Annotated in this window: 26 protein-coding genes; 10 read left to right on the forward strand and 16 right to left on the reverse strand. The window is 42.9% G+C overall.

Translation table 11 applies throughout. The features are described from left to right. Window positions 1-72 precede the first annotated feature (72 nt). Window positions 73-1,044, forward strand: coding sequence for a LacI family DNA-binding transcriptional regulator (locus tag HCJ54_RS10380; protein ID WP_187137579.1), 972 nt, complete (start codon window positions 73-75; stop codon window positions 1,042-1,044). A 34-nt stretch (window positions 1,045-1,078) separates the two neighbouring features. On the opposite strand, the gene HCJ54_RS10385 is transcribed toward HCJ54_RS10380, so the two are convergent. From HCJ54_RS10385 to HCJ54_RS10410, 6 genes are all read right to left on the reverse strand, one after another. Continuing rightward, window positions 1,079-1,444: a DUF1304 domain-containing protein gene (locus HCJ54_RS10385; protein WP_187137580.1), complete on the reverse strand. Its 366-nt coding sequence runs from the start codon at window positions 1,442-1,444 to the stop codon at window positions 1,079-1,081. After that, window positions 1,444-1,899: a MarR family winged helix-turn-helix transcriptional regulator gene (locus tag HCJ54_RS10390; protein ID WP_187137581.1), complete on the reverse strand. Its 456-nt coding sequence runs from the start codon at window positions 1,897-1,899 to the stop codon at window positions 1,444-1,446. The genes HCJ54_RS10385 and HCJ54_RS10390 overlap by 1 nt, the downstream gene beginning before the upstream one ends. Before the next feature lie 204 nt (window positions 1,900-2,103). Next, a complete protein-coding gene (locus tag HCJ54_RS10395; protein WP_185409322.1) occupies window positions 2,104-3,459 on the reverse strand; it encodes a PFL family protein in 1,356 nt (451 codons plus the stop codon). A gap of 18 nt (window positions 3,460-3,477) precedes the next feature. Next, complete coding sequence (locus HCJ54_RS10400; protein WP_185409323.1) at window positions 3,478-3,747, reverse strand: ACT domain-containing protein; 270 nt, start codon at window positions 3,745-3,747, stop codon at window positions 3,478-3,480. 159 nt (window positions 3,748-3,906) lie between these two features. Beyond that, window positions 3,907-5,040 (reverse strand): globin domain-containing protein, encoded by a 1,134-nt coding sequence (locus HCJ54_RS10405; protein ID WP_187137582.1) that lies wholly within the window; start codon window positions 5,038-5,040, stop codon window positions 3,907-3,909. Between the two features lie 76 nt (window positions 5,041-5,116). Next, window positions 5,117-5,869, reverse strand: a complete 753-nt coding sequence (locus tag HCJ54_RS10410) for a MurR/RpiR family transcriptional regulator (RefSeq protein ID WP_185525898.1) — start codon at window positions 5,867-5,869, stop codon at window positions 5,117-5,119. Between the two features lie 225 nt (window positions 5,870-6,094). On the opposite strand from HCJ54_RS10410, the gene HCJ54_RS10415 reads away from it, so the two are divergent. Together HCJ54_RS10415 and HCJ54_RS10420 are read left to right on the forward strand one after the other, a co-directional pair. Further along, entirely contained in the window at window positions 6,095-7,417 is a 1,323-nt protein-coding gene (locus tag HCJ54_RS10415; protein ID WP_187137583.1) for a 6-phospho-beta-glucosidase, read from the forward strand. A 157-nt stretch (window positions 7,418-7,574) separates the two neighbouring features. Next, on the forward strand, window positions 7,575-8,186 hold the full coding sequence (locus HCJ54_RS10420) for an immunoglobulin-like domain-containing protein (RefSeq protein ID WP_187137584.1): 612 nt from the start codon (window positions 7,575-7,577) through the stop codon (window positions 8,184-8,186). Window positions 8,187-8,273: 87 nt separating this feature from the next. On the opposite strand, the gene HCJ54_RS10425 is transcribed toward HCJ54_RS10420, so the two are convergent. The 4 genes from HCJ54_RS10425 to celB form a co-directional block, all read right to left on the reverse strand. Then, window positions 8,274-9,350 carry an acyltransferase gene (locus HCJ54_RS10425; protein WP_187137585.1) on the reverse strand — a complete coding sequence of 359 codons (1,077 nt, stop codon included), beginning with the start codon at window positions 9,348-9,350 and terminating at the stop codon, window positions 8,274-8,276. Window positions 9,351-9,496: 146 nt separating this feature from the next. Continuing rightward, window positions 9,497-10,222: a glucosamine-6-phosphate deaminase gene (locus tag HCJ54_RS10430; protein WP_187137586.1), complete on the reverse strand. Its 726-nt coding sequence runs from the start codon at window positions 10,220-10,222 to the stop codon at window positions 9,497-9,499. Between the two features lie 21 nt (window positions 10,223-10,243). Further along, window positions 10,244-11,560, reverse strand: a complete 1,317-nt coding sequence (locus HCJ54_RS10435) for a 6-phospho-beta-glucosidase (protein ID WP_187137587.1) — start codon at window positions 11,558-11,560, stop codon at window positions 10,244-10,246. Further along, window positions 11,557-12,900 (reverse strand): PTS cellobiose transporter subunit IIC, encoded by a 1,344-nt coding sequence (gene celB / locus HCJ54_RS10440; RefSeq protein WP_187137588.1) that lies wholly within the window; start codon window positions 12,898-12,900, stop codon window positions 11,557-11,559. The genes HCJ54_RS10435 and celB overlap by 4 nt, the downstream gene beginning before the upstream one ends. A gap of 212 nt (window positions 12,901-13,112) precedes the next feature. Here celB and HCJ54_RS10445 point away from each other — a divergent pair, with 212 nt between their 5' ends. Together HCJ54_RS10445 and HCJ54_RS10450 are read left to right on the forward strand one after the other, a co-directional pair. After that, entirely contained in the window at window positions 13,113-13,865 is a 753-nt protein-coding gene (locus HCJ54_RS10445) for an SIS domain-containing protein (protein ID WP_187137589.1), read from the forward strand. A 24-nt stretch (window positions 13,866-13,889) separates the two neighbouring features. Continuing rightward, window positions 13,890-14,756 (forward strand): alpha/beta hydrolase, encoded by an 867-nt coding sequence (locus HCJ54_RS10450; RefSeq protein WP_187137590.1) that lies wholly within the window; start codon window positions 13,890-13,892, stop codon window positions 14,754-14,756. A gap of 59 nt (window positions 14,757-14,815) precedes the next feature. On the opposite strand, the gene HCJ54_RS10455 is transcribed toward HCJ54_RS10450, so the two are convergent. Continuing rightward, a complete protein-coding gene (locus HCJ54_RS10455) occupies window positions 14,816-16,006 on the reverse strand; it encodes an ROK family protein (RefSeq protein ID WP_222713016.1) in 1,191 nt (396 codons plus the stop codon). 182 nt (window positions 16,007-16,188) lie between these two features. Between HCJ54_RS10455 and HCJ54_RS10460 the strand changes: the two genes are divergently transcribed. Continuing rightward, on the forward strand, window positions 16,189-17,007 hold the full coding sequence (locus HCJ54_RS10460) for a purine-nucleoside phosphorylase (protein ID WP_036068166.1): 819 nt from the start codon (window positions 16,189-16,191) through the stop codon (window positions 17,005-17,007). Window positions 17,008-17,066: 59 nt separating this feature from the next. Next, window positions 17,067-18,323 carry a nucleoside permease gene (locus HCJ54_RS10465; protein ID WP_185409333.1) on the forward strand — a complete coding sequence of 419 codons (1,257 nt, stop codon included), beginning with the start codon at window positions 17,067-17,069 and terminating at the stop codon, window positions 18,321-18,323. Window positions 18,324-18,382: 59 nt separating this feature from the next. Here HCJ54_RS10465 and HCJ54_RS10470 read toward each other — a convergent pair whose 3' ends face one another. Next, on the reverse strand, window positions 18,383-18,823 hold the full coding sequence (locus tag HCJ54_RS10470; RefSeq protein ID WP_036068171.1) for a universal stress protein: 441 nt from the start codon (window positions 18,821-18,823) through the stop codon (window positions 18,383-18,385). A 244-nt stretch (window positions 18,824-19,067) separates the two neighbouring features. On the opposite strand from HCJ54_RS10470, the gene HCJ54_RS10475 reads away from it, so the two are divergent. Together HCJ54_RS10475 and HCJ54_RS10480 are read left to right on the forward strand one after the other, a co-directional pair. Continuing rightward, complete coding sequence (locus HCJ54_RS10475; protein ID WP_187137591.1) at window positions 19,068-19,514, forward strand: MarR family winged helix-turn-helix transcriptional regulator; 447 nt, start codon at window positions 19,068-19,070, stop codon at window positions 19,512-19,514. Between the two features lie 12 nt (window positions 19,515-19,526). Further along, window positions 19,527-19,886 carry a Lin0512 family protein gene (locus HCJ54_RS10480; protein WP_187137592.1) on the forward strand — a complete coding sequence of 120 codons (360 nt, stop codon included), beginning with the start codon at window positions 19,527-19,529 and terminating at the stop codon, window positions 19,884-19,886. Window positions 19,887-19,957: 71 nt separating this feature from the next. On the opposite strand, the gene HCJ54_RS10485 is transcribed toward HCJ54_RS10480, so the two are convergent. Next, window positions 19,958-21,472: an ABC transporter permease/substrate-binding protein gene (locus HCJ54_RS10485; RefSeq protein WP_187137593.1), complete on the reverse strand. Its 1,515-nt coding sequence runs from the start codon at window positions 21,470-21,472 to the stop codon at window positions 19,958-19,960. After that, complete coding sequence (locus HCJ54_RS10490; protein WP_187137594.1) at window positions 21,469-22,443, reverse strand: ABC transporter ATP-binding protein; 975 nt, start codon at window positions 22,441-22,443, stop codon at window positions 21,469-21,471. The genes HCJ54_RS10485 and HCJ54_RS10490 overlap by 4 nt, the downstream gene beginning before the upstream one ends. Before the next feature lie 244 nt (window positions 22,444-22,687). Between HCJ54_RS10490 and HCJ54_RS10495 the strand changes: the two genes are divergently transcribed. Next, on the forward strand, window positions 22,688-23,152 hold the full coding sequence (locus HCJ54_RS10495; protein ID WP_187137595.1) for a DUF1877 family protein: 465 nt from the start codon (window positions 22,688-22,690) through the stop codon (window positions 23,150-23,152). Between the two features lie 453 nt (window positions 23,153-23,605). On the opposite strand, the gene HCJ54_RS10500 is transcribed toward HCJ54_RS10495, so the two are convergent. Beyond that, complete coding sequence (locus HCJ54_RS10500) at window positions 23,606-24,907, reverse strand: pyrimidine-nucleoside phosphorylase (protein ID WP_187137596.1); 1,302 nt, start codon at window positions 24,905-24,907, stop codon at window positions 23,606-23,608. Window positions 24,908-24,927: 20 nt separating this feature from the next. Next, window positions 24,928-26,109: a phosphopentomutase gene (deoB, locus tag HCJ54_RS10505; RefSeq protein ID WP_425324805.1), complete on the reverse strand. Its 1,182-nt coding sequence runs from the start codon at window positions 26,107-26,109 to the stop codon at window positions 24,928-24,930. Window positions 26,110-26,120: the final 11 nt, after the last annotated feature.

The raw sequence follows: 26,120 nt of genomic DNA on the forward strand, positions 1-26,120 counted from the left end.
CTTTTTTATTGGGGATAAAATTTTCGGATTGCGGTATACTATAGATGGAAGAAGCTTGAGGAGTTGGATAAAATGGCGAATATTCAAGATATCGCAAAATTGGCTGAGGTTTCAGCAGCGACTGTTTCGCGGGTCGTGAGTGGTCGTGGCTATGTGAGTGACGAGACGCGCGCACGTGTACAGGAGATTGTCGACCAGCTCGATTATGCACCGAATCGGAACGCGGTTTCTCTATTAAAAGGAAAAACGATGATGATCGGAATTGTGGCGTTGACGTTTGATAATTCGATGGGTGTTTTTTTACGTAGTTTTTCGATGGCGGCGCAGCGTAAGGGGTATAATGTGACGGTGTTTGTGACGAGTGGCGATAAGGCGCGGGAACAAGAAGCACTGGAAATGTTGCGCCATAAACAGCTTGATGCGCTTGTTTTTGTGTTGCGGGCGAGCCCTTGGGAGGACATTGAGAAATACGCTAAATATGGGCCAATCGTGACGTGGGAACGGGTACAGTTACAAAGTGTTGCTTCGGTTTTCATGGATCAGTATGATGGCTATATGCTCGGCTTGGAACATCTATACGCGCGCGGATACCGGCGGATTGTGAATATTTATGGTCGGATGTCTGGGAAAAATACGCGTGGTCGGATGCGGGCCTTTGCCGATTTTTGTGAGAAGTATGAGCTTGATCCAAATGAGATGGAGCATTTCTATAATAAGGGACGGATTACGCATGGGGAAGAGATTGCACATTGGTGGCTGGCGCAGGATGTGAAGGCGGATGCAATTCTTTGCCCGACGGACTACTTGGCGTCGGGATTCATCGCAGAAGCACGGCGGATTGGGATTCGGGTTCCTGAGGATGTCGCGGTCGTTGGCTTTGATGATACGAATAATGTGGCGCGATTGTTTGATATGACGACGATTCATTATCCGATTGATTTGCAGGCTGAGAATGCGTTTCGGATTATTTTGAACCAGCTAGACGTGAAGGAGGAGCCGCTACTAGAACTGGAATTTACATTGGTGGAACGAAAAACGACATGAGTCCTTAGTGACTGCATGCCGTTTTTTGATGTGATTACAAGCTAATAATTGTTAAAATAAGTGCGATGATCGCTGGGATACCTTGTGCAAAAAAGATCCGTTTGGAGACGGTTGCCGCGCCATAAAGCGCTGCGATTACGATACAGCTTAGGAAAAACAAAGCGATTTGAAGACCGATAGTGGAATCAGGATAAAGCACACTCCATACGAGACCAGCCGCTAGAAAGCCGTTGTAAAGACCTTGATTTGCCGCAAGTTCTTTCCCGCTTTCCGCCTTCTCTTTTGTCATATTAAAGGTTTTTAGAGTCCGAGGTTTTGTAAAGGCAAACATTTCAAAATACATGATATAAAAATGCAGTACTGCAACAATTAAAATAAATATCGTTGTTAAAATAGCCATTATTTCTTCTCTCCTTTCAGGTTTTGTAGTTGTTCCAGTAATTGCTCGAGTGTTTCCATGAGGATACGCGTGTCTTCTGGTGATTTTATTGCAAGCTGTTCTGCTGTGGCTTGATAGAACGGCAAAATCAGGATGCTTTTTTGAGCGACTAGGTCTCCTTGTTTCGTCAAGGTAAGCATTGTTTCCCGACGATCCGTTTTGGATACTTCCCGGTGAACATGCCCCTTTCCGACGAGCAAATCAACTTGTGTGCTAGCCGTACTTTTAGACAAAGAAAGCTGCTCAGTAACCTGCTTGAGCGTCCCGCCTGCATGAAAGCGAATAGTATTCACAATCGCCAACTGCAAAAAGGTCAAGCCAAGCTCAGACTCATACTTCCGAGTAATCTGCACCAACGTATTGTGGATGCCAACAACTGCTTTAATAACATCCCCCGCCTGCTGAAAATCCGACATTTACTCACTCCTTGTCTATTTAGTCCTTATTCGAATAGTTCCATTATGAACTATATTAAAACATAATGCAATCTTCATGCCCCCTAATGCTTAGAATGACCACTCCAAATGAAAGTATTGCTAAAATAGAGCAAAGCGAGGAATGTTTAATGCCAGGCCTCGGATCACACGTAGATGTGTATTGTTCCTCACTTCGCTCGTCATTTAGTTTTTGAAGGAGTGAATTGGAGCTGGTATCCTTCCACCTCTTGCGATAAATTCTGCGGATGATTTTTTATTCACTTTCATAACTGGTGCGGTCCCTAGAAGTCCACCGAATGCGACCATATCGCCGACTTTTGTTCCTACTGCGGGAATGATGCGCACGGCCGTTGTTTTATTGTTAATAACTCCAATTGCGGCTTCGTCTGCGATCATTGCGGCAATCGTAGAAGCAGGTGTATCACCAGGTATAGCAATCATGTCGAGCCCGACGGAACATATCGCTGTCATTGCTTCCAGTTTTTCTAGATTTAAAGAGCCATCATTTACTGCCTCGATCATGCCAATGTCTTCGGAAACAGGAATAAATGCGCCACTTAATCCACCAACGTGACCGCATGCCATGACGCCACCTTTTTTGACAGCATCATTGAGGAGCGCGAGTGCCGCGGTTGTGCCGTGTGTACCAACCATTTCTAGACCCATTTCTTCTAGTATATGCGCAACGGAATCACCGACTGCTGGGGTTGGAGCCAGTGATAGATCGACGATGCCAAATGGGACGCCAAGCCGCTCGGATGCCACTTGGCCTACTAGTTCACCCATTCGTGTAATTTTAAAAGCGGTTTGTTTTACCATCTCAGCTACTTTATCAAAGCTTGCTCCTTTTACTTTTTCGATGGCGCGTTTGACAACACCTGGTCCACTGACACCGACATTAATCACACAATCTGCTTCACCAACTCCATGAAAAGCGCCGGCCATGAAGGGATTATCCTCTACTGCATTGGCGAAAACTACTAATTTTGCACAGCCTAAACCTTGTGTATCTGCTGTTAGCTCTGCGGTTTTTTTGATAACTTCCCCCATATCCCGAACAGCGTCCATATTGATACCTGTACGTGTGGAACCAATATTAACGGAGGAACATACACGTTCGGTTTGTGCTAGCGCTTCGGGAATGGATTGGATCAAGATGGCATCACCTTTTGTATATCCTTTTTCGACAAGTGCGGAAAAACCACCGATGAAATTGACACCAACTTTTCTTGCGGCGTCGTCTAATGTTTTGGCAAATGCAATATAATCTTTATCATCGGAGGCACCAGCAATTATCGCGATTGGTGTCACAGAAATGCGCTTATTGATAATCGGAATGCCATATTCTGATTCGATATCTTCTCCGGTCTGAACTAATTTTTCGGCATATGTAGTAATTTTTTGATAGATCTTAGCGCGCGCTTTCTCACCGTCACTGTCGATACAATCAAGCAACGAGATTCCCATTGTGATTGTTCGAATATCTAGTTTTTCTTCTTCAATCATACGAATTGTTTCGAGTATTTGCTTAGTCTCCATACGGACAGTCACCTCCTTTTATAATTTATGCATGGAATTAAAAATTTCTTCACGCTGGATATTAATCTTTACATTTAGTGCTTCACCTTTTTTGGCTAGCCGACGCTTTATTTCGTCAAAAGCTTTCGTAGTCGTGCTTATATCAAGCATCATCATCATGGTAAAATAGCCGTCCATTATCGTTTGTGATACGTCCAAAATATTGATTTCAAGCTCGCTAAGCTCCTGACTCACTCCCGCAATAATGCCGACATTGTCTTTTCCTATTACTGTTAAAATTGCTTTCAAACTGCTTCAGCTCCTTTTGTTGATAGTTTCTATTATACGTCTAATCCACCAATATTTCACTAATTATTTAGAAAAAAATAAATCCATAGAAAAATCTGCTTATTTATTCAAAAAACGCTTCCTCCCCTAAAATAAACTGGGTAAGGAAGCGCCTTTTTATTAAACTAAGCTAAGTGCTGGTTGGAAAGCTTCGAAGTGAATATCATCCTGATCGTGACCAAGCTCCCGCAACATGACTTCCACTGCCTGCATAAACGGAACTGGACCGCATAAATAAATCGCTGCTCCACTCGTTACAAGTTGTTCTAAATCCGATTTTGTGATATTTTTCCCTGCGAACTGGTGGTAAGATTCGCCTAGTTTGGATTGGAAATTTTGCGAAAATACGGCATATTCTTCAGACCGCACACAGTGAATGAGCGTCACATGATCATGATTCTGGAAGCTGCTTACCATTGAGGCAATCGGTGTAATCCCTATTCCGCCTGCAATGAAGACATGGCTCGTTGCATCAGCATCCAGTTCAAAATCTCCTGCTGGAAGTGTTGCTAAAAGAGTATCACCGACTTGATAGTTGTTGTAAATATGATTGGAAACTACACCCGTAGGTTCCTTTTCATTTTCTCGCTTGATCGCAACTTGATACGTTTTTCCATCAAATGCTTTTGTCAAGCTATACTGCCGATTATGGAATAGTTCGCCCAACTTCACACGCAAGGATATGTATTGTCCCGGTGCAAAGTCTAGTAACTCACCGCCATCGTTGCGGGTTAAATCTAACGTGAACACATTCGGTGCTACGTCCTGTTTCGCCGCGATTTTAAACGCAATGAAGTCACGATTGCGCACGTCGCCTAACGCATCGTACATTTCTTGCTCCACCTCGATAAAGATGTCGGCAATAATGCCATAAGCGGCGCCCCACGCATCTAAAATTTCAGGCGTTGCAGCATCACCTAAATATTCTGCGATTCCTTTCAACAAATATTCACCAACAATTGGATAATGTTCCGCTTTAATCGTCAAACTGCGGTGCTTATGTGCAATTGTTTTTACTTGTGGTAAAAGAATCTTTAACTGTTCAATATTTTCAGCGGCTAGGTACACCGTATTAGCTAAAGCAAGCGGTTGTGTCCCTATTTCTTGATTGGTCATGTTGAAATAATTGAGTAACTCTGGGTGTGCCGCAAACATCTTCTTATAAAAAATGGCTGTAATTTCTTTGCCATGTTCCTTTAAAATCGGCGCTGTTGACTTAACGATTTGTTTCTGTTCCTCGGTTATCTTCGTCATGTTTCATTCCTCCTAAAAAATAGTATACAATAATTATACTACCACATTCGAACAGCTATAACGCTCAGGGTTTTCCCTATTTTTCTTCACGATCCAGCTGAGTACGAATTTCACGAGCAATACATTCCACAGTATAAATGGCGGGAAGTTGGGAAGTAATATCCGCTTCTTGATACATTTCTTTATTTATATAGTAGGAAATATTAGCATCTGATAATTTTGCCATGGTCGATTTCGCGCTATTTGTGATCGTAATAATTTTGCATTTTTGCATTTTTAGTTGGTGAATATACTTGATTATATCTTCATTCTCACCTGAAACCGAGATAGCGATCATGCAAATTTTATCGGATAATTTGCTGGATAGATGGTAAAAAGGATGATTTAGTGGGTCTTCGATGTGGAGCGCCAACGTGAATAACGAGGAAAAATAAAGGGCGCCATACTCCGCGATAATACCCGATGAGCCGATTCCAACAAATAATACGAGCTCCGCATCGCGTAAAATTTTCGCTGACGCCTCAATATTCGCCTTAAACTCAGGTTGCGCCGTCCGTTTCAAAAAATCAATATAGGTTGTTTCATCCGACATGTCCACATTAATCTTCGTCCGTTCTTGCGCATACATTTGTAGCTTTACTCGAAACTCAGAAAAACCGCTACAGCCAAATTTGCGACAAAATCGCAAAATCGTAGTTGTACTAACGTGTGTCGCATCCGCTAAATCACGAATCCTCATATATGTTACCGTATCCAAATTCGTCGCGATGTAATTGTAAATATCCATTTCTGTATCATTCAATTCAATCGTCTTATCTAAAAACAGCATTTTCATGCCTCCGATCATGTTTATAGCGCTATTTTATCACGATTCACCACTATGTGACAACTCGTTACATAAAAGGAACAATTTCCAACTTCAAAAATGCTTAACAAAAGGCTAGCAAATAATAGCTATTTTTTCATTTTCAGCCTATACTATGGAGGTAGAAAGCGTTATACACATTGCGGGCACAACGCGTGCTCAAATCTGATTATATTGGAGGAAAAATCGATGTCTAAAGGTATCAAAATCGCTACAATCGGCGGTGGATCAAGCTACACTCCTGAATTAATTGAAGGTTTCATCAAACGTCAAAAGGAACTCCCCGTACGTGAACTTTGGCTTGTTGATGTACCAGCTGGTAAGGAAAAACTCGAAATCGTTGGTAATTTAGCAAAACGGATGGTTGAAAAAGCTGGCGTGGACATGGAAATTCATTTAACAATGGACCGTGAAGAAGCGTTGAAAGGTGCTGATTTCGTAACGACACAATTGCGTGTTGGCCAATTGGATGCGCGTGTGAAGGATGAACGTATTCCGAACTCTCATGGTGTTGTTGGGCAAGAAACGAATGGCCCTGGTGGGATGTTTAAAGCTTTCCGTACCGTTCCTGTCATTCTTGACATTTGTAAAGATATGGAACGCTTATGTCCGAATGCATGGCTGATCAACTTTGCGAATCCTGCGGGAATGGTAACAGAAGCCGTTCTTCGTTATAGTAATATCAATAAAGTAGTCGGCTTATGTAATGGCCCAATCGGCATTGAGAAGAACATCGCGGACATTTTAGGTGTAGATCACACAGATATCTACGTTGAATTTGTTGGCTTAAATCATATGGTTTTTGCAAAAACTGTTTATAAAGATGGCGAAGATGTAACCGCTGAAGTTGTTACTAAAATGACAGAAGGCGAATCTGGATCCACTTTGAAAAACATTAACGCGACTGGCTGGGATGCAACATTCCTGCGTACATTGAATATGATTCCAATCGATTACTTGCGCTACTACTGGCAAACACGTACGCAGCTAGAAGATCAACAAGTAGCGTATGAAAAACATGGTACACGTGCAGAAGTCGTGAAACGTGTCGAAGCAGAACTTTTCGAGTTGTATAAAGATGTCGATTTAGCGGAGAAGCCAAAACAATTAGAACAGCGCGGTGGTGCTTACTATAGTGAGGCGGCTTGTAACTTGATCAACTCGATTTACAACGACAAACGGGATATTCAAATTGTGAATACGCGTAACAATGGTGCGATTTTGGATATCGATCCTGCATCCGCGATTGAAACGAACTGCGTGATTACCCGTCAAGGCCCGATTCCTTTGGCAAGCGGACATCTTCCTGTTGCGATCAATGGTATTATCCAACAAATCAAGACAGTAGAACGCTTAACAGTAGATGCTGCGGTTACTGGTGATTATGATAAAGCATTGCTTGCGATGACCGTAAATCCTCTGGTTCCAAGCGATACAGACGCTCGTATCTTGCTCGATGAGTTGCTTGAAGCTCACAAAGAACATTTGCCACTATTCTTTAAAAATAAATAAAATAGCTGGACGGCAAAATTGTATTTTTCAAAGTTTGCCGTCTTTATTTATGTCGAAAAGTACACAAAAACATTTGAAAAAAGTTAAATTTTTAACAATATAACTCTGACATTTAATGTATACTTATGATTATAAGATAATTTAGGAGTGAACACACATGTACAAAAAATTAACCACAACTGCCCTCGTTACATCCGCTATTATGCTTGTCCTTCCTGCAAGCCTTGCCCACCACACGGCAAAAGCCAAAACACTTCCACTAAAAAACAAACTTGCGATTTCTGGCAGTGATCGTATTAAAGGTGTTTCTTTGCATGCCCATCGCTATTTTATTAAAAAGAATACGATTTTCGATCCAATGATGCCACCGATTTCGTTAACCGCTTATGACGATGACAATCATGTTGATTTGACAAATTCCATCTTTGTTACAGAAAATGATGTCGATACAAGCAAAGTTGGTAGCTATCACGTGACATATCGTGCGATTGCTGCTGATGGTCGTTGGAAAGAACGCCGCGTTGAAGTGAACGTCGTTTCAAGCCCGATTATCGAAGCTCAAAATGCAACGGTTCCCCGTGGAACATACTTTGATTATTTGAAAGACGTCTCAGCTTTTGATGAGTTAGCTGGTGATATTCGAATTTTCTTGCATGTGAAAGCCAGTGATTTAAATACAGATGTAGCAGGAAAATATTTCGTCACGTATATAGCTTCGAACTTTTATGGCTTAACGACGGAAAAAACAATTACTGTAACCGTAAAATAGCAAAGAGTTTGAGCATTCGTCCAGATGTATTTCGACGTCGCTCAAACTCTTTTTTATTATACTTTTCCGATCGGGGCGTTACCTAATTTATAATCTGGTTTCTTCGGTTGTTTTTTTTTGATGAAAATCGATTTTAGGGCACTGAATTAGGAAACTAATGATATAAGATAGGATGAAAATGATGATACTCATAACGGGAATCGCCCACGATAAGTGATCTTCAATCGGAATCATATCTGCAAATATTTCTGTCACATAGCGCAACACGATCAGATGCACAAAATAGATGAAGAAGATGTGCGGTGTGATAGCGCGTGAAATTTTTTGCAAGCCATGGTTTTTAATTTGAATTCTGGTAAACATCATGAACAGGGCAATCGCTGCGATAACTACAAATATAGATAGGTAATCATAGAAATATAGCGGTTTAAAGCCGATCTCCATGCGATTCTCTAGCGCCCAGTCCGTAAAGAAATAGATAGCTACAGTACTCAGTGCAAATATCGCAAACCAGATAAATTTTTTCAAGCGAGACAGTATCGTTTTCGGTAAGCTGTAGCCGAGGATAAAATAACCTAGGTAAAGCAAACAACTGAACAGGTTTGCGACAATCATATCGGTCCCTCTAAACGCAAAAACAGCTTCCAGTAAGCCGACCGCTAGGAAAAATAGACCTAAAATAAAGAATCCCACTTCACCGATTTTTTTTCTAATAAAAACGAGCAGCGGAGCAAGGAGTTGCAGTCCGATGAACATCGGCATAAACCATAAATGGCGTCCTAAATTATTGAAAAATAAATTATCGAATGAGCCCCATAATCCGCCTTGCATAACAAACTGGACGAAACCATCCCAACCACCTTGATCGAGAAACTCGAACATTTCGTAAAGTACCATCCAAACAATTGTCGGGATAATGAGACCTAATGTAAGTTTTTTAAAATACATTGCTAAATTTTTGCTCTTGCACAAAGTAAAGTAACCACTTAGTAAAATAAACAGTGGAACTGCTGTGCGTGATATCGAATCATAGAAGTTCGCGATCGCAAAATTCGTGTTCATTTGGGTGGCATTCCCTAAAAAATGCGTCGCAGATACATGAATAACAATAACCATCAAAATCGATAAACATCTGAGCAAATCTAGATTATCTTTTCTCTCCATTCGGGCTTTTCTCCCTTTAGAAATGCTTTATTTGGCAACGCTTAAGTATGTAAGTTTTCTTTCTAAGGATACTACATAATGAAATAATACTCCATAGAATAAAAAGTCTTGCTCCGAAACTTTCTCTGGGCAAGACTCTTTATGGCTTATAAAAGTGCTTTTTGATCTACAAAAATAAATGCACTGTTATGATTTCTGAGTACAGTTACCGGCCAGTCGTTCGTTACTTTTTCTTCGAGAAGATGAGCGATAGCCGCTGTTTTTTTTTCGCCATTTGCAACTAGTACAGCGGTTTTGGCCTCTAAAATATGCTTCACTCCTAGCGTGATCCCCTTTGTACGGTCAACTTCTTGTGTAAAGTACTTTTGACCGACGCTTTGGGTAGTACTATCGAGATCAATAATATGGGCATAATTTTCAAAGCTGACACCTGGTTCATTAAAGCCAAGATGACCGTTCACGCCAACGCCTAGTAAAATAAGCGCTAGTCCGCCATGATCTTCTATAAATTTATCGGCTGCTCGGCATTCTCCTTCTAGATCAGCAGATTTGGCGTTGAAGTAATGGTAATGGGATGCGTCAATCTGAGCAGGACCGAAGAGCTCTTTTTCTAAATAATAGAGACAACTTCCTTCGTCGCCTCCGTCCAACCCTACCCATTCGTCAAGCTCTACAAAATAGGCTTTTTGAAGGTCAATTTCACCGGATTTATGTGCGGCAACGAGTCGGCGTAATGTACCCACCGGCGTGTCTCCACCAGCAAAACAGTATAGTCCTGTTGGTGCCTGTTTGAATTTTTCAATCACGAGTGCTGTTGCGGCGTCACTCATCGCCTCATAGTCTGCTGATACTGTCAAATTAAGTCCGTTCATTCTGTCTCCATCTTCCTCTCATCATGTATTAAATTGCGGTAAATATTGTTGGTGCGCCTCGAGTAATTCATCTAACAGCTGATGCGCTATTTTATCGCTTGGCACAAGTGGATTAACCGTCATTGCAAGCAGTGCCGTATTGTAATCTCCTGTCACCGCAGCTTCTGCCGCTAAGCGTTCAAAGGTTTTAATCGACTGCACGAGACCGTTTACCGCGATTGGTAGCGCCCCTGTCGTCAACGGAATCGGGCCATGGCTCGTAATCACACAGTTCACTTCCACCGCTGAATCTGGATCAATGCCAACAACGGCACCATTATTTCGCGTGTTCACCGTTTGGATGTCTCGTCTATCATTATAAATGGAATGAATCAAATTGCAAGCGGCTTCACTGTAATAAGCGCCACCACGTTGTTCGAGTTGTTGCGGTTTTTCGGCGAGATCTAGATCCTTATACAATTCAAAAAGTTCGGTCTCGACACGTTTCACGACTTCTGCTCTTGTTCCCTCTTTCGCAACAGACGCCTGTTGTTCGGCAAGCATCGTTGCAGTCTGGTAATAGTAACGTAAATAACCAATCGGAATCATGCCAAGTGTGCTCAAGAAAAGCGGGTCCCAGCCGATGTCTGCGATATTTTTCAAGGAAATGCCATCTTCCTTTTTTGTCATTCTTGCCATGACGGTTGGCGTGACATTCTTGCCGTCAAGATAGACATTTTTGGCAAAGACCATGTGGTTGAGTCCAACAAATTCGACGTAGATACGAGACATATCCACATCCAGTTCTTTGGCAATACCTTTTTGGATACCGATCGGGCCGTTGCAAAGTCCGACTACTTTTGTGATGTTACTGTAGCGCAAAACAGCTTCGGTGACCATACCAGCTGGATTGGTAAAATTAACAAGCCAAGCATCGGGACAAAGTCGCTCGATATCGCGGCAAATGTCGAGAATGACGGGAATTGTTCGTAAACCTTTGAAAAGTCCGCCGGGACCATTTGTTTCTTGACCGATAACATTATATTTTAGCGGGATACTTTCGTCTAGTATCCGGGCTTCTAGGCGCCCTACTCGGAACTGTGTTGTTACAAAATCAGCATCTTTGAGCGCTTCCTCCCGATCCATACTTAAATGAATCTCCATTGGAATACCTGCTTTTTCGACCATGCGTTTAGCTAATGCGCCGACAATCTCTAGTTTTTCCCGGCCTTCTTCCACATCAACAAGCCATAATTCACGGATCGGTAACACCTCATAACGATTGATAAATCCTTCGATCAGTTCGGGTGTATAGCTTGATCCACCGCCAATTGTAGCGATTTTTAATGTTCTCTTCATTTTTCAGGACTCCCAACTTCTTTATTTATGAATACTTGCTCTTCTTTATATTTTTGGGCATCCCAGACTTTGAAGAACGGCCAGTAGATTAGCATTGCGATCAAGATGTTAATGATTTGCATGATAGATCCTGAAATTTTGCCACCGGTTGCTAAGAAGCCGCTGATGATTGGCGGTGTTGTCCATGGCAAGGCGATCCCCGCCGGTTTCGCGACTAAACCTGAGTCCATCCCAAAATAAGTCACAATTACGAGAATGACTGGCGTTAAAACAAATGGAATGATGAAATATGGATTTAACACGATCGGTACACCGAAAACCATGGGTTCACTGATGTTGAATACACTAGCTGGTCCGGAAATTTTAGCGAGTTGTTTCATTTGCTTACTTTTAGCTCGCCAGAATAGTAGGATGACGAAGCCGAGCAAAGCTCCTGTCCCACCTGGCACGATCCATAATTCGTAAAATTGTTGCGTAATGATGTTCGGTAATTCTTTTCCTGCTTGGAATGCTGCGCGGTTGGCGTCCATATTGGCGAGCCAAACCGGATTTGTGAATGCGCCGATAATGGCGTCACCGTGTAAGCCAATGCTCCAAAGTAGCGCGATAATGATGACTGTTACGATCATGCCAGGAAGTGTGCTACCGATATAATGCATTGGAATCCCGATAACCGTCGAAATAATTTCGTTGATACTCGAAAACGGTGTTAATTCAATGAGTAGACGCAAAATCCAGATTGTCGTAATGGTTATAAATCCTGGAATCAGGGCCATAAACGACTTGCCGACCGCTTCTGGAACTCCAGCAGGCATTTTTATCACCCAGTTTTTCTCAAAAATAATGCGGAAAATTTCTGTGGCAAGCAAGGCAATAACGATAGCCACGAACAGGCCTTGGCTTCCTGTAAGAATCGTTGGGATAACTCCACCAACATCGTACGCCGTTTTACTTCCTTCAGGTGTAAATGATGTGATTTGTGGAATGGTTAGGATGAAACTAACTAAAGCTACCGCGCCACTCATCAACGGATCGGCAGTTTTATATTTCTCAGCGAGCCTATAGGCGACACCGAAACAGGCCAAAATTGCCATAATATTATAGGACGCCTCTACTGGATAGCCTAGTTTCACTTGCCACTGCGCGCCGAAAATATTAGCCATGAAACCCTCATAACCCGGAATCGGTAAATATTGAATAATCATAAAGACAGAACCTATAATTAAAAATGGCATTGCTAGCATGATGCCGTCGCGAACTGAGGCTAAATGTCTTTGCGCTGATAATTTAGCTGCGACTGGCGCCAACCGATTTTCAAGAAATGCATAGAACTTATTCATTATCTTTTCTCCTCACCTTTTTAAAATCATAAAAGATAGCGCTTTCTTATTTTCATTATAGTATGCTAGATAGCTAATTGATATAGCACCCGTCTATTTAGAAAAGCGTTTGCAAAGATGAAATTTGTGTCAGGGAAGTAACAAGTTGTAACCCTAGATGTTATATGCTAGACTTTTGAATAAGGGTATGAAAAATAGGAGGTCGAAGCATTGTGCTGTTTTTAGATAAAACGCCTGAATTAAGCGATGTGGATATGATGATTTACAAGTTCATCACCGCCCATTTGGACAAAGTTTGTTTGATGCGAATTCGCGATTTAGCGGATGCGACACACGTTAGTACCGCGACGATTTTACGGTTTTGCCGAAAATTTGACTGCAGTGGTTTCTCGGAGTTTCGGGTACGTTTACGGATGTATACAGAACGCGCTGGAGCGACACAAGTGGACTTAGCGGATGAAACAACGTATATTGATTTTTTAAAAAGGACCTCACAATCCGAATTTAAAGGCCGCATTGGGCAGGCAACAGAATTATTAAAAGACGCGGAATTAGTCTTGTTCGTCGGCGTTGGCTCCTCGGGCATTGTCGCAGAATATGGCGCGCTTTACTTTTCTTCGTTATTCACGCTGGCACTTCACATCGAAGACCCACTGAATCACCCGTTCAATCACCTCTCTAAAGGGCTTTCCGGAAAGCTATGTATCATCGCTATCTCCGTGTCTGGCGAAACGAGCGAAGTGATTAAATATATCCAACACATCAACGCCCACCAATGTAAAATTCTCTCCATCACAAATAGCGAAAAGTCCACGGTGGCAAGACTTTCCGACGTTAATATTCCATATTATATCCATCGTGAAACCTATCAAGGCGCAGACATCACCTCGCAGCTTCCAGCACTTTACACCGTCGAGTGCATCGCTCGCGAAATTAGACGTAAACTCGATAATGAAGCAAAATAACACCCCAAAGAAAGGGTTTTCCTCATGAAAAAAATACTAGTAAGCCTTCTTATGCTATCGCTCATTCTTGCTGGCTGTGGCCCTTCGAAAGCGAGCGAAAAAGAGCTACAAAATCTACCAAACCTTTCCTCCCAAACAGCACTCGTTCTCGTTCACGGTACTGGGGGCGGCACTGGCACTTTTGATGGTTTTAGCAGCACTTTCATCGATAAATATAAAGTTTCCAATCAGCGTATTTCTCTTAAAATCAGCACCGATGGGAAATTAAACTACTACGGAACCCTCACCAAAAATGCCCAACATCCAATCATTCAGATCGGCTTTGAGGATAGTATAGATGCAACAATCACACAACAAGCTGACTGGTTACGGATCGCACTAAAAGACGTCGCGAACCGCTATGGCTTCACTAAATTCGATGGTGTTGGACATTCCAACGGCGGTCTTGTTTTATCAACCTACGCACAAAAATATGCTAAAGCCACGCCTGAATTAAAGCGCTTAGTAGCTATTGGCTCGCCATTTAACGATCTCGAAAGCGATGATAACGCTGGCGACCTAACATTTGACGACGTTCCAAAGACAACGCCGCTACTCCGCACGTATGAGGACAATAGCTCAAAAATAAGCCCTGATTTACTCGTATTATCTATTGCAGGTGACGTAGACGACGACAGCTTTTCCGATGATATCGTCCCCGTTCTCAGCGCTTTAGGATCACGTCTCATTTTTAAAGGCCATTCGAAAGTGTACCTAGAAAGCTACTACAAAGGGGAAGAGTACGACCACCGCACAATGTTCGCTAATCCCGATATTCAAAAAAAAGTCGCTTGGTTCTTATACGACTACCCCGGCAACAAAAAGGAAATCCAACTCGCCAAGAATGAATAAATCATTGTCCCCCAGTAAGGATTGCATGTATATGGGGGCTGATTTACTTGGCTTATCTTCTATCTCAAGAATTGTTCGAGAACCATGCCTCCTGCCCCCTGAGCCACGATTTCGTAAGACTCTTTTGCAGGATAAATGGTTGTTTTTATTTTTGGGAAGGCTTTTAGTCGTTCTTCGGTGATTCTTTTGGCATCCTCGAAAAAAGTACCTTTTGGAACGAGGGTTCCGCCGCAGACCACCGTATCGGGTTGCGTCATCAAAATTAGATTAGAAAGCGCGATACCGTAGTAATAGGCCGCGTTTTTCAAAGTATCATGGCACATTGGGTCGCCCTTCTCCAGCGCCTGAAAAATCGTGAAATAATCGATATCATCGGGATTAATCACAAGCTCTGATAGGATCGATGGTTTGCCTTGCTTTAATTCGTGACCAATCTTCGCTTTAATCGCGGATAAAGAACTGTAAGTATGCAGGCAACCATGAGAACCGCAATAGCAGCGCGAACCATTCGTATCAATAATCGTGTGCCCAAATGCGTTGGTCATCCGGCTTTGTCCTGACGCTACAATACCACCTACAATTTCAGCGCTGCGGATCTCCACATCCACCGTCGTTAGCAAAAAACGCTCGCTCGTCTGCCAATAATGCAAGCGATACTCTGCGAGAGCCGCAAAATTTACCCCGCTACCAACCATGATATACGTCGGGATTTTACTCGCCAAATAGTGCTCAATATCATGCGACGTTACGTCACTGTTCTCACTTATTTGATCAAGTGCATCGTCAATTGAGATTCCGATACCCAGAATGTCGGCGATTGCTTTTCCTTGCTCAGCAAGCAAATCAAGCAACTGTACCGTGAACATATCGAGTGTTTCATATATGGAAACTTGCTTCCTCATCTGAATTTTCTTATGTCCCAACTCTTTTAAATTAATGTCAGTGAGGACAATCGTGGAATAAATATTAGTGACCTCGATGCCGATTAAATAAGCTTTCTCTGGATTAATACGATATAAAATCGGTTTTCGTCCGCCTGTTGAAACACCTAATTCGTTACTTGTAATCAGATCATTTTTACTCAGTTCATCGAGCAGTCTGGCGCATGTGGCAGGCTTCATTCCAGTCGCTGCTAACAACTCTTCCACCGTAATCGATGCATGCTTACGGATTAGGTTATATAAAATTTTTAACTTCTTTATTTTAGAACTCTGCGTTGTTCGAAACGTCTCCAACATATTGCTAACCACCGTAACGCCCCCCTCTTGTATAGTAAAAATGTATCAAATACCAAACTAAAAAGCAATTTCGAGCACTTTTTATCAAAATGAAAAAAAGTTATTTACATTCCGATTCATTCATGTTAAGATTACGTTGAAAGCGCTTTACAGTTTTTTTGTAAAAGGCTAATGATGTCGAGGAGGAAATAACGATGCATAAAACAGAACAAATTAATGAGGCTCTCAGCTATATTGAGCAATTAACAGCGGTGAAACCAACGATTGGTATTATTTTAGGATCGGGGCTTGGGCCTTTTGCGGATACGATTGATGATGCGATTCATATTCCGTACAATGATATTCCGCATTTTGCAAAATCTTCGGCTGTTGGGCATGCGAATGAGCTTGTTATTGGTCGTATAGGCGATAAAAACATTGTTGCGATGAAGGGGCGTTTCCACTACTATGAAGGGTTTCCGCTAGATGAAGTCACCTTCCCAGTCCGTGTTATGAAAGCGCTTGGTGTGGAAAAATTGATTATTACGAACGCTTGTGGCGCTGTCAATACAGACTTTAATCCTGGTGATTTGATGTTGATTACAGATCATATTAATTTGACAGCAAATAATCCATTAATGGGACCGAACAATCCGGAGCTTGGTGTGCGATTCTTGGATGTTTCAGAAGTCTATAGTAAGCGCTTGCGTGGTATCGTTAAAAACGTAGCAACAGACCAAAACGTGACGCTACGTGAGGGTGTTTACGCTTGGTGGACTGGTCCAACGTACGAAACACCAGCGGAGATTCGCATGATTCGCGGTTTCGGAGCGGACGCGGTTGGTATGTCGACAGTTCCCGAAGCACTGATTGCGCGCCATGCGGGGATTGAAACGGTTGGTATCTCGTGCCTGACTAATATGGCATGTGGCATTTTGGACCAACCACTTAGCCATGATGAGGTTATTGAGACAGCAGAACGTGTGAAAGCTACTTTCTTGAAACTTGTGGCGGAAATCATTTCTAGATTCTAATCGTGGATACTTTTTATCATATCGGAAATAAGTCTAGCTAATTTGGAAGGGAGAACATCATGGGGATTAAAACGCGTCTTCGCTTTATGTCATTTTTGCAGTACTTTATTTGGGGGAGCTGGCTGATTACGCTCGGTTCTTATATGATTAACACGCTTGGTTTTTCGGGCGTCGAGGTTGGGATAGTTTATAGCTCAAAGGGGATCGCCGCTGTGATTATGCCGACTTTGATGGGGATTGTTGCAGATAAATGGATCAAGGCAAACTACTTGTATACCGCATGTCATTTGATTTGTGCTGGGGCATTGTTTTATGCGGCAACTGTGTCGGATCCAACCGTGATGTTCTGGGTGATGTTGGTAAACGCGATGTTCTTCATGCCCACGCTCGCGCTATCTAATACGGTTTCCTACTATTGCTTAGAAAAAGCTGGTCTGGATACGGTATCTAACTTCCCACCAATTCGTGTGTTTGGGACAGTTGGTTTCATTATCGCGATGTGGACAATCAGCTTTGCAGGTCTTGAACTTAGCAACGTACAGCTTTACATTGCGGCGGGCGCATCGCTCTTACTCTCGCTTTATTCGCTAACGATGCCAGCCATTCCGACGGCGAACAAAAAGAAAAAGCAAGGCTGGGTCAGCATGCTCGGTTTAAATGCTTTCGTCCTTTTTAAAAAGCCGAAAATGGCCGTGTTTTTCCTTTTTGCAATGTTACTTGGAGCCGTGTTGCAAATTACGAATACGTTCGGTAACCCGTTCCTGCATGACTTTGGCTTAAATCCAGCGTTTGCAGACAGCCTCGTGGTGAAGTATCCTTCGATCTTACTGTCCGTGTCACAAATGGCTGAGGTTGTATTTATCTTAGCAATTCCTTTCTTTCTGAAACGCTATGGCATTAAAACGGTGATGTTGGTCAGCATGGTTGCATGGACGCTACGTTTTGGCCTATTTGCATTCGGCGATCCGTCACCACTTGGTACGGTACTTCTACTGCTTTCGATGATTGTTTATGGCTGTGCGTTTGATTTCTTCAACATTTCCGGCGCCATTTTCGTGGAACAGGAAGTTAGTAAGGACATCCGAGCAAGCGCCCAGGGCTTGTTCATGACAATGGTAAATGGCGTGGGTGCTTATGTTGGGGCGATTTTAAGCGGTATGGTTGTCGACTACTATACGATCGATGGCGTCAAAGATTGGCAAACGATCTGGCTTATTTTCGCGGCCTACACGCTTATCTTGGCGATTGTCTTCCAGTTTACTTTCCACTATAAACATGAGCCTGAGAAAATGAAAGATTTAGAGATTACACATTAATCAAAAACGCATGATATTAGCTAGCTCCCATTTTCGAGCTACGAATATCATGCGTTGTCTTATTTCTCCCGGACTACTAATACATCACAAATCGCGTGTTGTAAAACATGTGCGGAGACACTTCCTAGAACGATTTTCTCAATACGATTGAGGCCCGTTGCACCACAAATCAGAACATCTGCGTCGAATTTGGCGGGGAGATCACGAGCAAGTAAGGTTTTAGGATTTCCAATTTCGAGGAGCGTGTGTACTTGTTTGATGCCTGCTTCTCCGGCCAACTTCTTGTATTCAGCCAGCCTAGCCGCCGATTCTTCATAAGCTGCTTTTTCCAAGCCTCCATCATAAGAAATATTCGGCGAGAATGACCGGATGTCCACAATGCTTGCAAGCCCGAGTTCCGCCCCCGTTGCTTTGGCAAGTTCTACCGCTTTCAAAAAGGCGATTTCAGCTTGTGTTGATCCATCTAAAGCTACTAAAATGCGTTGATATTTATTTCCCATCATCATCAACTCCTTTATTAGACCTTACCCTTATATTCTATTTTTGATACCTACTTTTGAGAAAGAGTTTCAAATTTGGGCTATTATTTCCTTTTCTCAAACGCTGGCTGTGACGCCTTCTTCGCTAGCATTTATAGTTACTAAATGCTTAAGTGGTACTGCAAAATTGATCAAATGCCACATTCCTACTTTTCTCAATCTGTGCTATACTGAATTTATATTTTGTTAAAAAAGGGGATACATTATGGACAAAGAGGATCGATTAAATCAGCAGATCGCTCTATTTTATTTTGCTTACAAAACGTTTGTTGAAACCGCTGATAGGCTCATTGGGAAACATGGCATTACGCGTACGCATCACCGAATTTTATTTTTCGTAGCGCATTCGCCAGGTATTAAAATGAACGAGCTGTTAACACTACTCGAGGTTTCGAAACAAGCACTGCATCAACCGTTGTTAGAATTGAGGGAAAAGGGATATATCAGGATGGAGCCGTCTGCTAAGGACAAGCGTATTCGTTGCCTGTTTTTGACGGAAGCTGGGGCCGAGATTGAAACAGAGCTTGGGGAGGCTCAAAGGCGTCAGATGGCCGCGGCTCTATCGGCAAGTGATGATCCCGATGGCAAGGTTTGGACGCAAGTCTTAGAACAATATGCAAAAGAACGACCAGGATTAGCATTTTTTAAATAGGAGCGTGATGAGATGGAGAAAATATTGTTTATCCAAACTGGTTTCGGTGTGGATCTACATGGCCAAGATATTACGAAAGCTGCGATTCGGGCAGTGAGAAATGCGATTTTTACGAATTCGATGCCGGGAATTGAAGACTTATTGCCGAGTAAAGACCTGAATAATATGGTGGTCCATGTGAAATTGGCGTTACCGATAGATGCGGAGTTACTTGATTCCGATGCGATTCGGGCGATTATTCCTTATGGCACAGTCACGGTAGAAACCATGTCAGGTGGAATGCTTACGACAAGTGGCATTTTTCTAGCGGACAAAGCGGACAAGAATGATTTGATGTATATTGTGAATGCATCGGTCGAAACAGGCTACTAAACGCTATAGCAAAAAGGAAGACAGGAATTGGTGTTCTATGACCAGTTCCTCGTCTTCCTTTTTTGATTAGTTTAGTTTAGTAGGCCTTCTTTTTGTAGGTAGTTCTTCGCGACTTCTTCGGCAGACTTGCCTTTTACATTGACTTCATAGTTCATTTCGCTCATTTGTTGATCGGTGATTTTACCTGCTAGTTTTTCTAGCGGGGCTTTTAGCTCTGGATATTTTTTCAATGTTGATTCGAGCATGAGTGGTGCGCCTTGATATGGCGGGAATAGTTGCTTGTCGTCTTTTAGTACTTTGAGTTTGTATTGGGCGATTTCGCTATCTGTTGAATAGGCATCAAGCGTGTTGATATCGCCAGCTTTCAGAGCGGAATAGCGCAGTTTTGGCTCCATTGTTTTCAATGAATCGAATTGTAATCCATATTGTTTCTGCAACCCCTTATAACCATCCTCCCGATCGGAAAATTCCAACGTAAAACCGGCTTTAACGGAGGCTTGCACAGCTTTTAAATCAGAAATTGTTTTCAGATTGTAAGCTTTAGCGAACTGTGGTGCAACTGCGACGGCGTACGTGTTATTGTATTTCATCGGTTTCAGTAGTGCCATCTTCTCATTTTTTGCAAGTCCGTCGCGTGCTTGCTCATAAACGGCTTCTGGGTTGTGATTTTTCGCTGGTTCTTTGAGGAAGGTTTCCAAAACAGTGCCCGTGAACTCAGGGTAAATATCGACATCGCCTGATTTTAACGCATTGAAAACAAAACTCGTTTTTCCGAGATTCGGCTTTACTTTGACGCTCAGGTCGGTATCATTTTCAATTAGCTGTTTGTACATATTAATCAAGATTTCTGGCTCCGAACCAAGTTTTCCGGCAATCACGAGTTCTTTTTGCGGTTGCGTGAAATATGGTACGATGATGATACTTGCCGTCACGACGAGTGCACCAGTAATCGTGATGAGTGTTCGCTTGAATGTCGCTTTTTCCATGTAGCGCAAAATGACATCAAACAGGATCGCCAGTAAAGCTGCTGGAATTGCACCGAGCAGAATCAGGCTGTTGTCATTGCGGTCAATCCCGAGTAGGATGAGATCACCCAGTCCACCAGCTCCGATTAAAGCCGCAAGCGTTGCGGTTCCGATAATAAGAACCATCGCCGTTCGGATACCAGCCATAATAACGGGCATCGCGAGCGGTAGTTGCACTTTATAAAGCTTCTTCCACCTGTTCATTCCCATTGCTTCGGAAGCTTCCATTAAAACTGGATCAATTTCTTTAATTCCAGTATATGTATTCCGCAAAATGGGTAACAAGGCATAGATTACAAGCGCGATAATCGCCGGTACCGTCCCAATTCCAACTAATGGGATCAGCAAACCTAGCAAGGCAAGTGATGGAATTGTTTGCAAAACCGCCGTTACTTGAATAATCGGCTCAGCGGCACGCTTATGGTTCGTTAAATAGATTCCAAGCGGCACAGCGATAAATACAGCAATAAAAAGGGAGACGAAAGATAATTCGATGTGTTGAACTAACGCTGCCCACAACGCATCCTGACGCACCTGAAACGTATCGATTAATTTACTCATACATGCGCAGCCTCCCTCTCTAGTTGTTTAGCTAGGAACTGGATGACATGTTGCTGTGTAATCGTTCCAACGGGTTTGCCGTCCTTGGCAACAGATACAGACGCCTGACTCGCTAATTGTTGCAAGATAACTTCCACTGCAATTGACTCCGCAAAATCAGCCTCTCCAGCAACAACCTGCGCCTCGAAATAGCCTTGTTCCAACATATCATGCACGGTAAATTTAGAAGATAGCACGTGCTTGTTCACATTGCCTGACTCCAAGAAGTTTTGCACAAATTCATTCGCTGGATTTTGCAAAATTTCATTCGGCGTATCGCATTGTACGACTTCGCCATCCTTCATAATACAAATTCGGTCGCCAAGCATGAGCGCCTCCTGCATATCATGTGTTACAAACACGATTGTCTTTTTAATTTTGCGTTGCAAGACAATCATATCTTGTTGCAATTTCTGGCGACTAATCGGGTCTAACGCGCTGAAAGGTTCATCCATCAAAATAATTTCGGGGTCAGCGGCTAGCGCACGAACAACGCCGACACGTTGCTGCTCACCGCCTGAAAGCTCCGCCGGTTTCCGGTTGCGATAGCTTTCCGCGTCCAAACCAACACTATTTAGTAGCTCAGTAATGCGATCGTGCGTCTTCTCCTTCTCCCATTTCTTCAGTTCCGGCACAATCGCGATATTTTCCTCGATCGTCATATGCGGAAAAAGCGCGATTTGTTGCAGTACGTAGCCGATATTCCAGCGCAATTCGTGAATGTTATAATCACTAATTCGCTTCTCGTCGATATAAATAGTCCCTGTCGTCAGTGGAATAAGGCGATTAATCATCTTCAGCGTCGTTGTTTTGCCACAACCACTCGGCCCGATAAAAACGAAAAACTCACCATCTTTTATGTCCAAATCGATATTTTTGACGGCATGCTCGCCATTTTGATATTGTTTCGTTACATTTTCGAAGCGTATCATGAGTCACTTCCCTCTCCATTTTGTCATTAAAACATGTTTATCTGTTTACCCTATTTTTCAAAAGTAGAAACATTTGTTCTTAATTTTACCACGTCCATATAGAAAATTACACCGTTTAGCATTTCGTTGACAAATCAACTAAAATTGAGCATAATAAACTTTATCATGGTGAAGCATTTGGTTTTATCTTTTTCGATAAACAAAATAAACCAACTAGGAACAACTTGAAAGGGGAATAATAAAAATGGGATTATGCGGTTATTATTATTACATTGACGAGCCGGGTATGCGAGAAATAAAAGCAGGAGATGAATCCGTTTTTACGATGCCGATGTTGCTGTCACTTGATGAATATTGGGAAGTTATTCATTATATATTTTGCAAGAAGACAAGAAACGGGCCATCGCCGTGGGGTTATATTGTTCCACTTCGGATTGAAAACGAGATCCGCGATGCTGTGGCGACTGTTTATTTTATCTATCCAGAACAAGTCCGTATGGCGAAAGAAGCTCTGTTTAGCATTACCGAAGAAGAATTCGTCGCGATGTATGATTTCAAGCAACTAAAAAAGAGCGGTCTTTACGGTATAAATTGGCGCACGAAAAAGGACAAATTAGACAAAGACCTTCTATTAAATTTCCGAGCTCTGCAGACCTTTTTCAATAAAGTATCGCAGAGTGATGATTGTATTATATTTTATGTTGTGTAGATGAAAAGCTGAAAACGCCCGTTTAGCATCGACAGAAATTGTTAGGAGGCGCAGTGAAAACCCTCTTTTGGTTTTTACGGAGGCACCGAAATTTCCGAGAGGCTGGCGTTTGAAGCTAGATCTGACGAAAAGCTGAAACGGCCCGTTAGATCCGACAAAAATTGTTAGGGGGCGTAGGAAAAGTCCTCTTTTGACTTTTTTGGAGGCACCGAAATTTTCGAGGATCTGGCCGTTGAAGCTAGATCGCGAAACAGAGCTACGCCAAACAACTACGCATTCCCGCAAACAAGATCTCCAGACGAAACCATCGCCCTATAAAAAAACAAGTAACTACGCCACTCTAAAAAACATGGCGTAGTTACTTGTCTAAATCAAGCTCTAGTGAACTCTTCTACTTCTTGTTCACTTAGCGTTTCGTTCGCGTAACATACACGGAGCTGTTCTCATTTTAATCTACTCCGTAATCACCGTATGAATCAACTTTGGCACTTCTGCATTATCGCTCACCCGAATATTTTCGTAAATCTTCGCTTCAACCGCCTCCACGTCTTCTTTATTCGCATAAATCGTTACAAGTGGCTCACCGGCTTCCACTTTATCGCCGACCTTCTTCCGCAACATAATTCCAACAGCCAAGTCGATCTCGTCTTCTTTCGTCGCACGTCCGGCACCTAAAAGCATCGCTGCAATACCTATTTCATCTGCGACAATCTCAGCAACTACACCGCTTTCCTTAGCTGGTACATCGATCTTGAATTTCGCTTGTGGTAACTTGCTAGGATCATCCACAATCGAGCCATCCCCGCCTTGGTTATCCAAGAAATCCTTGAATTTCGCCAGAGCCTTGCCGTTTTCCATAACCTCTTTCAACATCGCACGCGCCTCATCTAAATCCTTCGCTTTCTTAGCAAGCACAACCATTTGACTTCCCAAAATTAAAACCAATTCCGTCAAATCTTCTGGACCTTCACCTTTTAGCGTATCAATCGCTTCTTGTACTTCCAAAGCGTTTCCAATCGCAAAACCTAGTGGTTGTGACATGTCTGAAATAACCGCCATCGTTTGACGACCGACATTATTCCCAATCCGAACCATCGCATGCGCCAAATTTTCCGCATCTTTGTCCGTTTTCATGAACGCACCGGCGCCCGTTTTAACATCCAACACAATCGCGTCCGCGCCAGCTGCAATTTTCTTACTCATAATCGAGCTTGCGATAAGTGGAATCGAGTTTACCGTTCCTGTTACATCGCGTAACGCGTATAATTTTTTATCAGCAGGGGTTAGGTTGCCGGATTGACCAATTACTGCAACTTTATCACGGTTTACCAAGTCGATAAACTGCTCTTTCGTGATTTCTACGTGGAAACCTTCAATCGCTTCTAGCTTATCAATTGTGCCTCCTGTGTGGCCTAATCCGCGTCCTGACATCTTCGCAACTGGCACGTCAAGCGCTGCAACAAGTGGCGCCAATACAAGTGTCGTCGTATCGCCCACACCGCCTGTCGAGTGTTTATCTACCTTGATGCCCTCAATCGCTGACAAGTCGATCGTTTCACCAGAATTCACCATCGCCATCGTCAAATCGGCGCGTTCTCGGTCTGTCATATCTTGAAAGAAAATCGCCATAGCGAGCGCACTGACTTGATAATCAGGAATCTTGCCCGCCGTGTAACCATCGACTACAAACCCGATTTCTTCGGTCGTTAATTCTTTGCCATCACGCTTTTTCGAAATTACGTCTACCATTCTCATATTCGTTCACCAATCCTTTTTTATTTTAAATCGTTTAGGAAGCTTGTGCCGTATTCAGGCATTTTTACTTTAAAATTATCTGCGATGGTTGCGCCTAAATCGGAGAATGTTTTGCGCAAATCAAGTGCTTTGCCGCCGTCTTTGAATTGTTTGGAATAAGCTAAAAGTGGCACGTATTCGCGTGTGTGGTCGGTGCCGCGGTATGTTGGGTCGTTTCCGTGGTCAGCGGTGATAAGTAGCAAATCATCTTCTTGCATGTTCGCGAACACTTCTGGAAGTCTTGCATCGAACGCTTCCAATGCATCACCATAACCGATCGGATCGCGACGATGTCCGAACAACGCATCAAAATCAACCAAGTTTAAGAAACTCATGCCATGGAAATCTTCCGTCAACAAATCGATAAATTTATCCATACCGTCCATGTTTGACTTCGTGCGAATCGATCTTGTTACGCCTTCATCGTCAAAGATATCCGAGATTTTACCGATTGCGATCGAGTCTAGGCCGCCGTCTTTCAAGTGATCCATCACCGTTTTATCAAATGGTTTTAACGCGTAGTCATGACGGTTCGAGGTCCGTTCGAATGTTTTCGCAGTTTTACCGACAAAAGGACGAGCGATGATGCGACCTAACATGTAAGGCTCATCGCGCGTAATTTCGCGGCAATACTCACAAATGCGATACAATTCTTCGAGTGGGATTAATTCTTCGTTCGCCGCGATTTGCAGTACGGAATCAGCAGACGTATAAACGATCAAAGCGCCTGTTGCCAATTGTTCCTCGCCAAGCTCTTCCATGATTTCCGTACCACTCGCCGGTTTATTTCCGATTACTTTTCGACCAGAGAAATCTTCAATTTTTTGAATCAACTCGTCTGGGAATCCGTCTGGAAATACACGGAATGGCGTGTCGATGTACAGACCCATGATCTCCCAATGCCCTGTCATCGTGTCTTTACCTGCAGACGTTTCTTGCATTTTTGTGAAGTAAGCTTGTGGCTTGTCTGCAACGGGGACGCCTTCGATTTCGCGAATATTAGATAGACCAAGCAACGCCATATTCGGCATTTTTAGCCCTCCTTTTTCGCGGGCAATGTGTCCTAATGTATCGACGTCAAAATCGTCAAATTGTGCCGCGTCTGGCGCTTCCCCAATACCTACCGAGTCCATAACTACAACGTGAATTCTTTTAAATGCCATTTTCAAAAAAC

The organism is Listeria grandensis (assembly GCF_014322885.1).
Taxonomy (GTDB): domain Bacteria; phylum Bacillota; class Bacilli; order Lactobacillales; family Listeriaceae; genus Listeria_A; species Listeria_A grandensis.

What these genes read in the sequence shown, in the direction of transcription:
- HCJ54_RS10495 (WP_187137595.1), top strand. Translation starts at nt 22,688, where the DNA reads ATGGGATTATGCGGTTATTATTATTACATTGACGAGCCGGGTATGCGA.
- HCJ54_RS10380 (WP_187137579.1), top strand. Translation starts at nt 73, where the DNA reads ATGGCGAATATTCAAGATATCGCAAAATTGGCTGAGGTTTCAGCAGCG.
- HCJ54_RS10430 (WP_187137586.1), bottom strand. Translation starts at nt 10,222, where the DNA reads ATGAACGGACTTAATTTGACAGTATCAGCAGACTATGAGGCGATGAGT.
- HCJ54_RS10490 (WP_187137594.1), bottom strand. Translation starts at nt 22,443, where the DNA reads ATGATACGCTTCGAAAATGTAACGAAACAATATCAAAATGGCGAGCAT.
- HCJ54_RS10470 (WP_036068171.1), bottom strand. Translation starts at nt 18,823, where the DNA reads ATGGGAAATAAATATCAACGCATTTTAGTAGCTTTAGATGGATCAACA.
- HCJ54_RS10485 (WP_187137593.1), bottom strand. Translation starts at nt 21,472, where the DNA reads ATGAGTAAATTAATCGATACGTTTCAGGTGCGTCAGGATGCGTTGTGG.
- HCJ54_RS10425 (WP_187137585.1), bottom strand. Translation starts at nt 9,350, where the DNA reads ATGGAGAGAAAAGATAATCTAGATTTGCTCAGATGTTTATCGATTTTG.
- HCJ54_RS10415 (WP_187137583.1), top strand. Translation starts at nt 6,095, where the DNA reads ATGTCTAAAGGTATCAAAATCGCTACAATCGGCGGTGGATCAAGCTAC.
- HCJ54_RS10420 (WP_187137584.1), top strand. Translation starts at nt 7,575, where the DNA reads ATGTACAAAAAATTAACCACAACTGCCCTCGTTACATCCGCTATTATG.
- HCJ54_RS10475 (WP_187137591.1), top strand. Translation starts at nt 19,068, where the DNA reads ATGGACAAAGAGGATCGATTAAATCAGCAGATCGCTCTATTTTATTTT.
- HCJ54_RS10395 (WP_185409322.1), bottom strand. Translation starts at nt 3,459, where the DNA reads ATGGAGACTAAGCAAATACTCGAAACAATTCGTATGATTGAAGAAGAA.
- deoB (WP_425324805.1), bottom strand. Translation starts at nt 26,109, where the DNA reads ATGGCATTTAAAAGAATTCACGTTGTAGTTATGGACTCGGTAGGTATT.
- HCJ54_RS10435 (WP_187137587.1), bottom strand. Translation starts at nt 11,560, where the DNA reads ATGAAGAGAACATTAAAAATCGCTACAATTGGCGGTGGATCAAGCTAT.
- celB (WP_187137588.1), bottom strand. Translation starts at nt 12,900, where the DNA reads ATGAATAAGTTCTATGCATTTCTTGAAAATCGGTTGGCGCCAGTCGCA.
- HCJ54_RS10410 (WP_185525898.1), bottom strand. Translation starts at nt 5,869, where the DNA reads ATGCTGTTTTTAGATAAGACGATTGAATTGAATGATACAGAAATGGAT.
- HCJ54_RS10480 (WP_187137592.1), top strand. Translation starts at nt 19,527, where the DNA reads ATGGAGAAAATATTGTTTATCCAAACTGGTTTCGGTGTGGATCTACAT.
- HCJ54_RS10460 (WP_036068166.1), top strand. Translation starts at nt 16,189, where the DNA reads ATGCATAAAACAGAACAAATTAATGAGGCTCTCAGCTATATTGAGCAA.
- HCJ54_RS10405 (WP_187137582.1), bottom strand. Translation starts at nt 5,040, where the DNA reads ATGACGAAGATAACCGAGGAACAGAAACAAATCGTTAAGTCAACAGCG.
- HCJ54_RS10450 (WP_187137590.1), top strand. Translation starts at nt 13,890, where the DNA reads ATGAAAAAAATACTAGTAAGCCTTCTTATGCTATCGCTCATTCTTGCT.
- HCJ54_RS10390 (WP_187137581.1), bottom strand. Translation starts at nt 1,899, where the DNA reads ATGTCGGATTTTCAGCAGGCGGGGGATGTTATTAAAGCAGTTGTTGGC.
- HCJ54_RS10500 (WP_187137596.1), bottom strand. Translation starts at nt 24,907, where the DNA reads ATGAGAATGGTAGACGTAATTTCGAAAAAGCGTGATGGCAAAGAATTA.
- HCJ54_RS10465 (WP_185409333.1), top strand. Translation starts at nt 17,067, where the DNA reads ATGGGGATTAAAACGCGTCTTCGCTTTATGTCATTTTTGCAGTACTTT.
- HCJ54_RS10385 (WP_187137580.1), bottom strand. Translation starts at nt 1,444, where the DNA reads ATGGCTATTTTAACAACGATATTTATTTTAATTGTTGCAGTACTGCAT.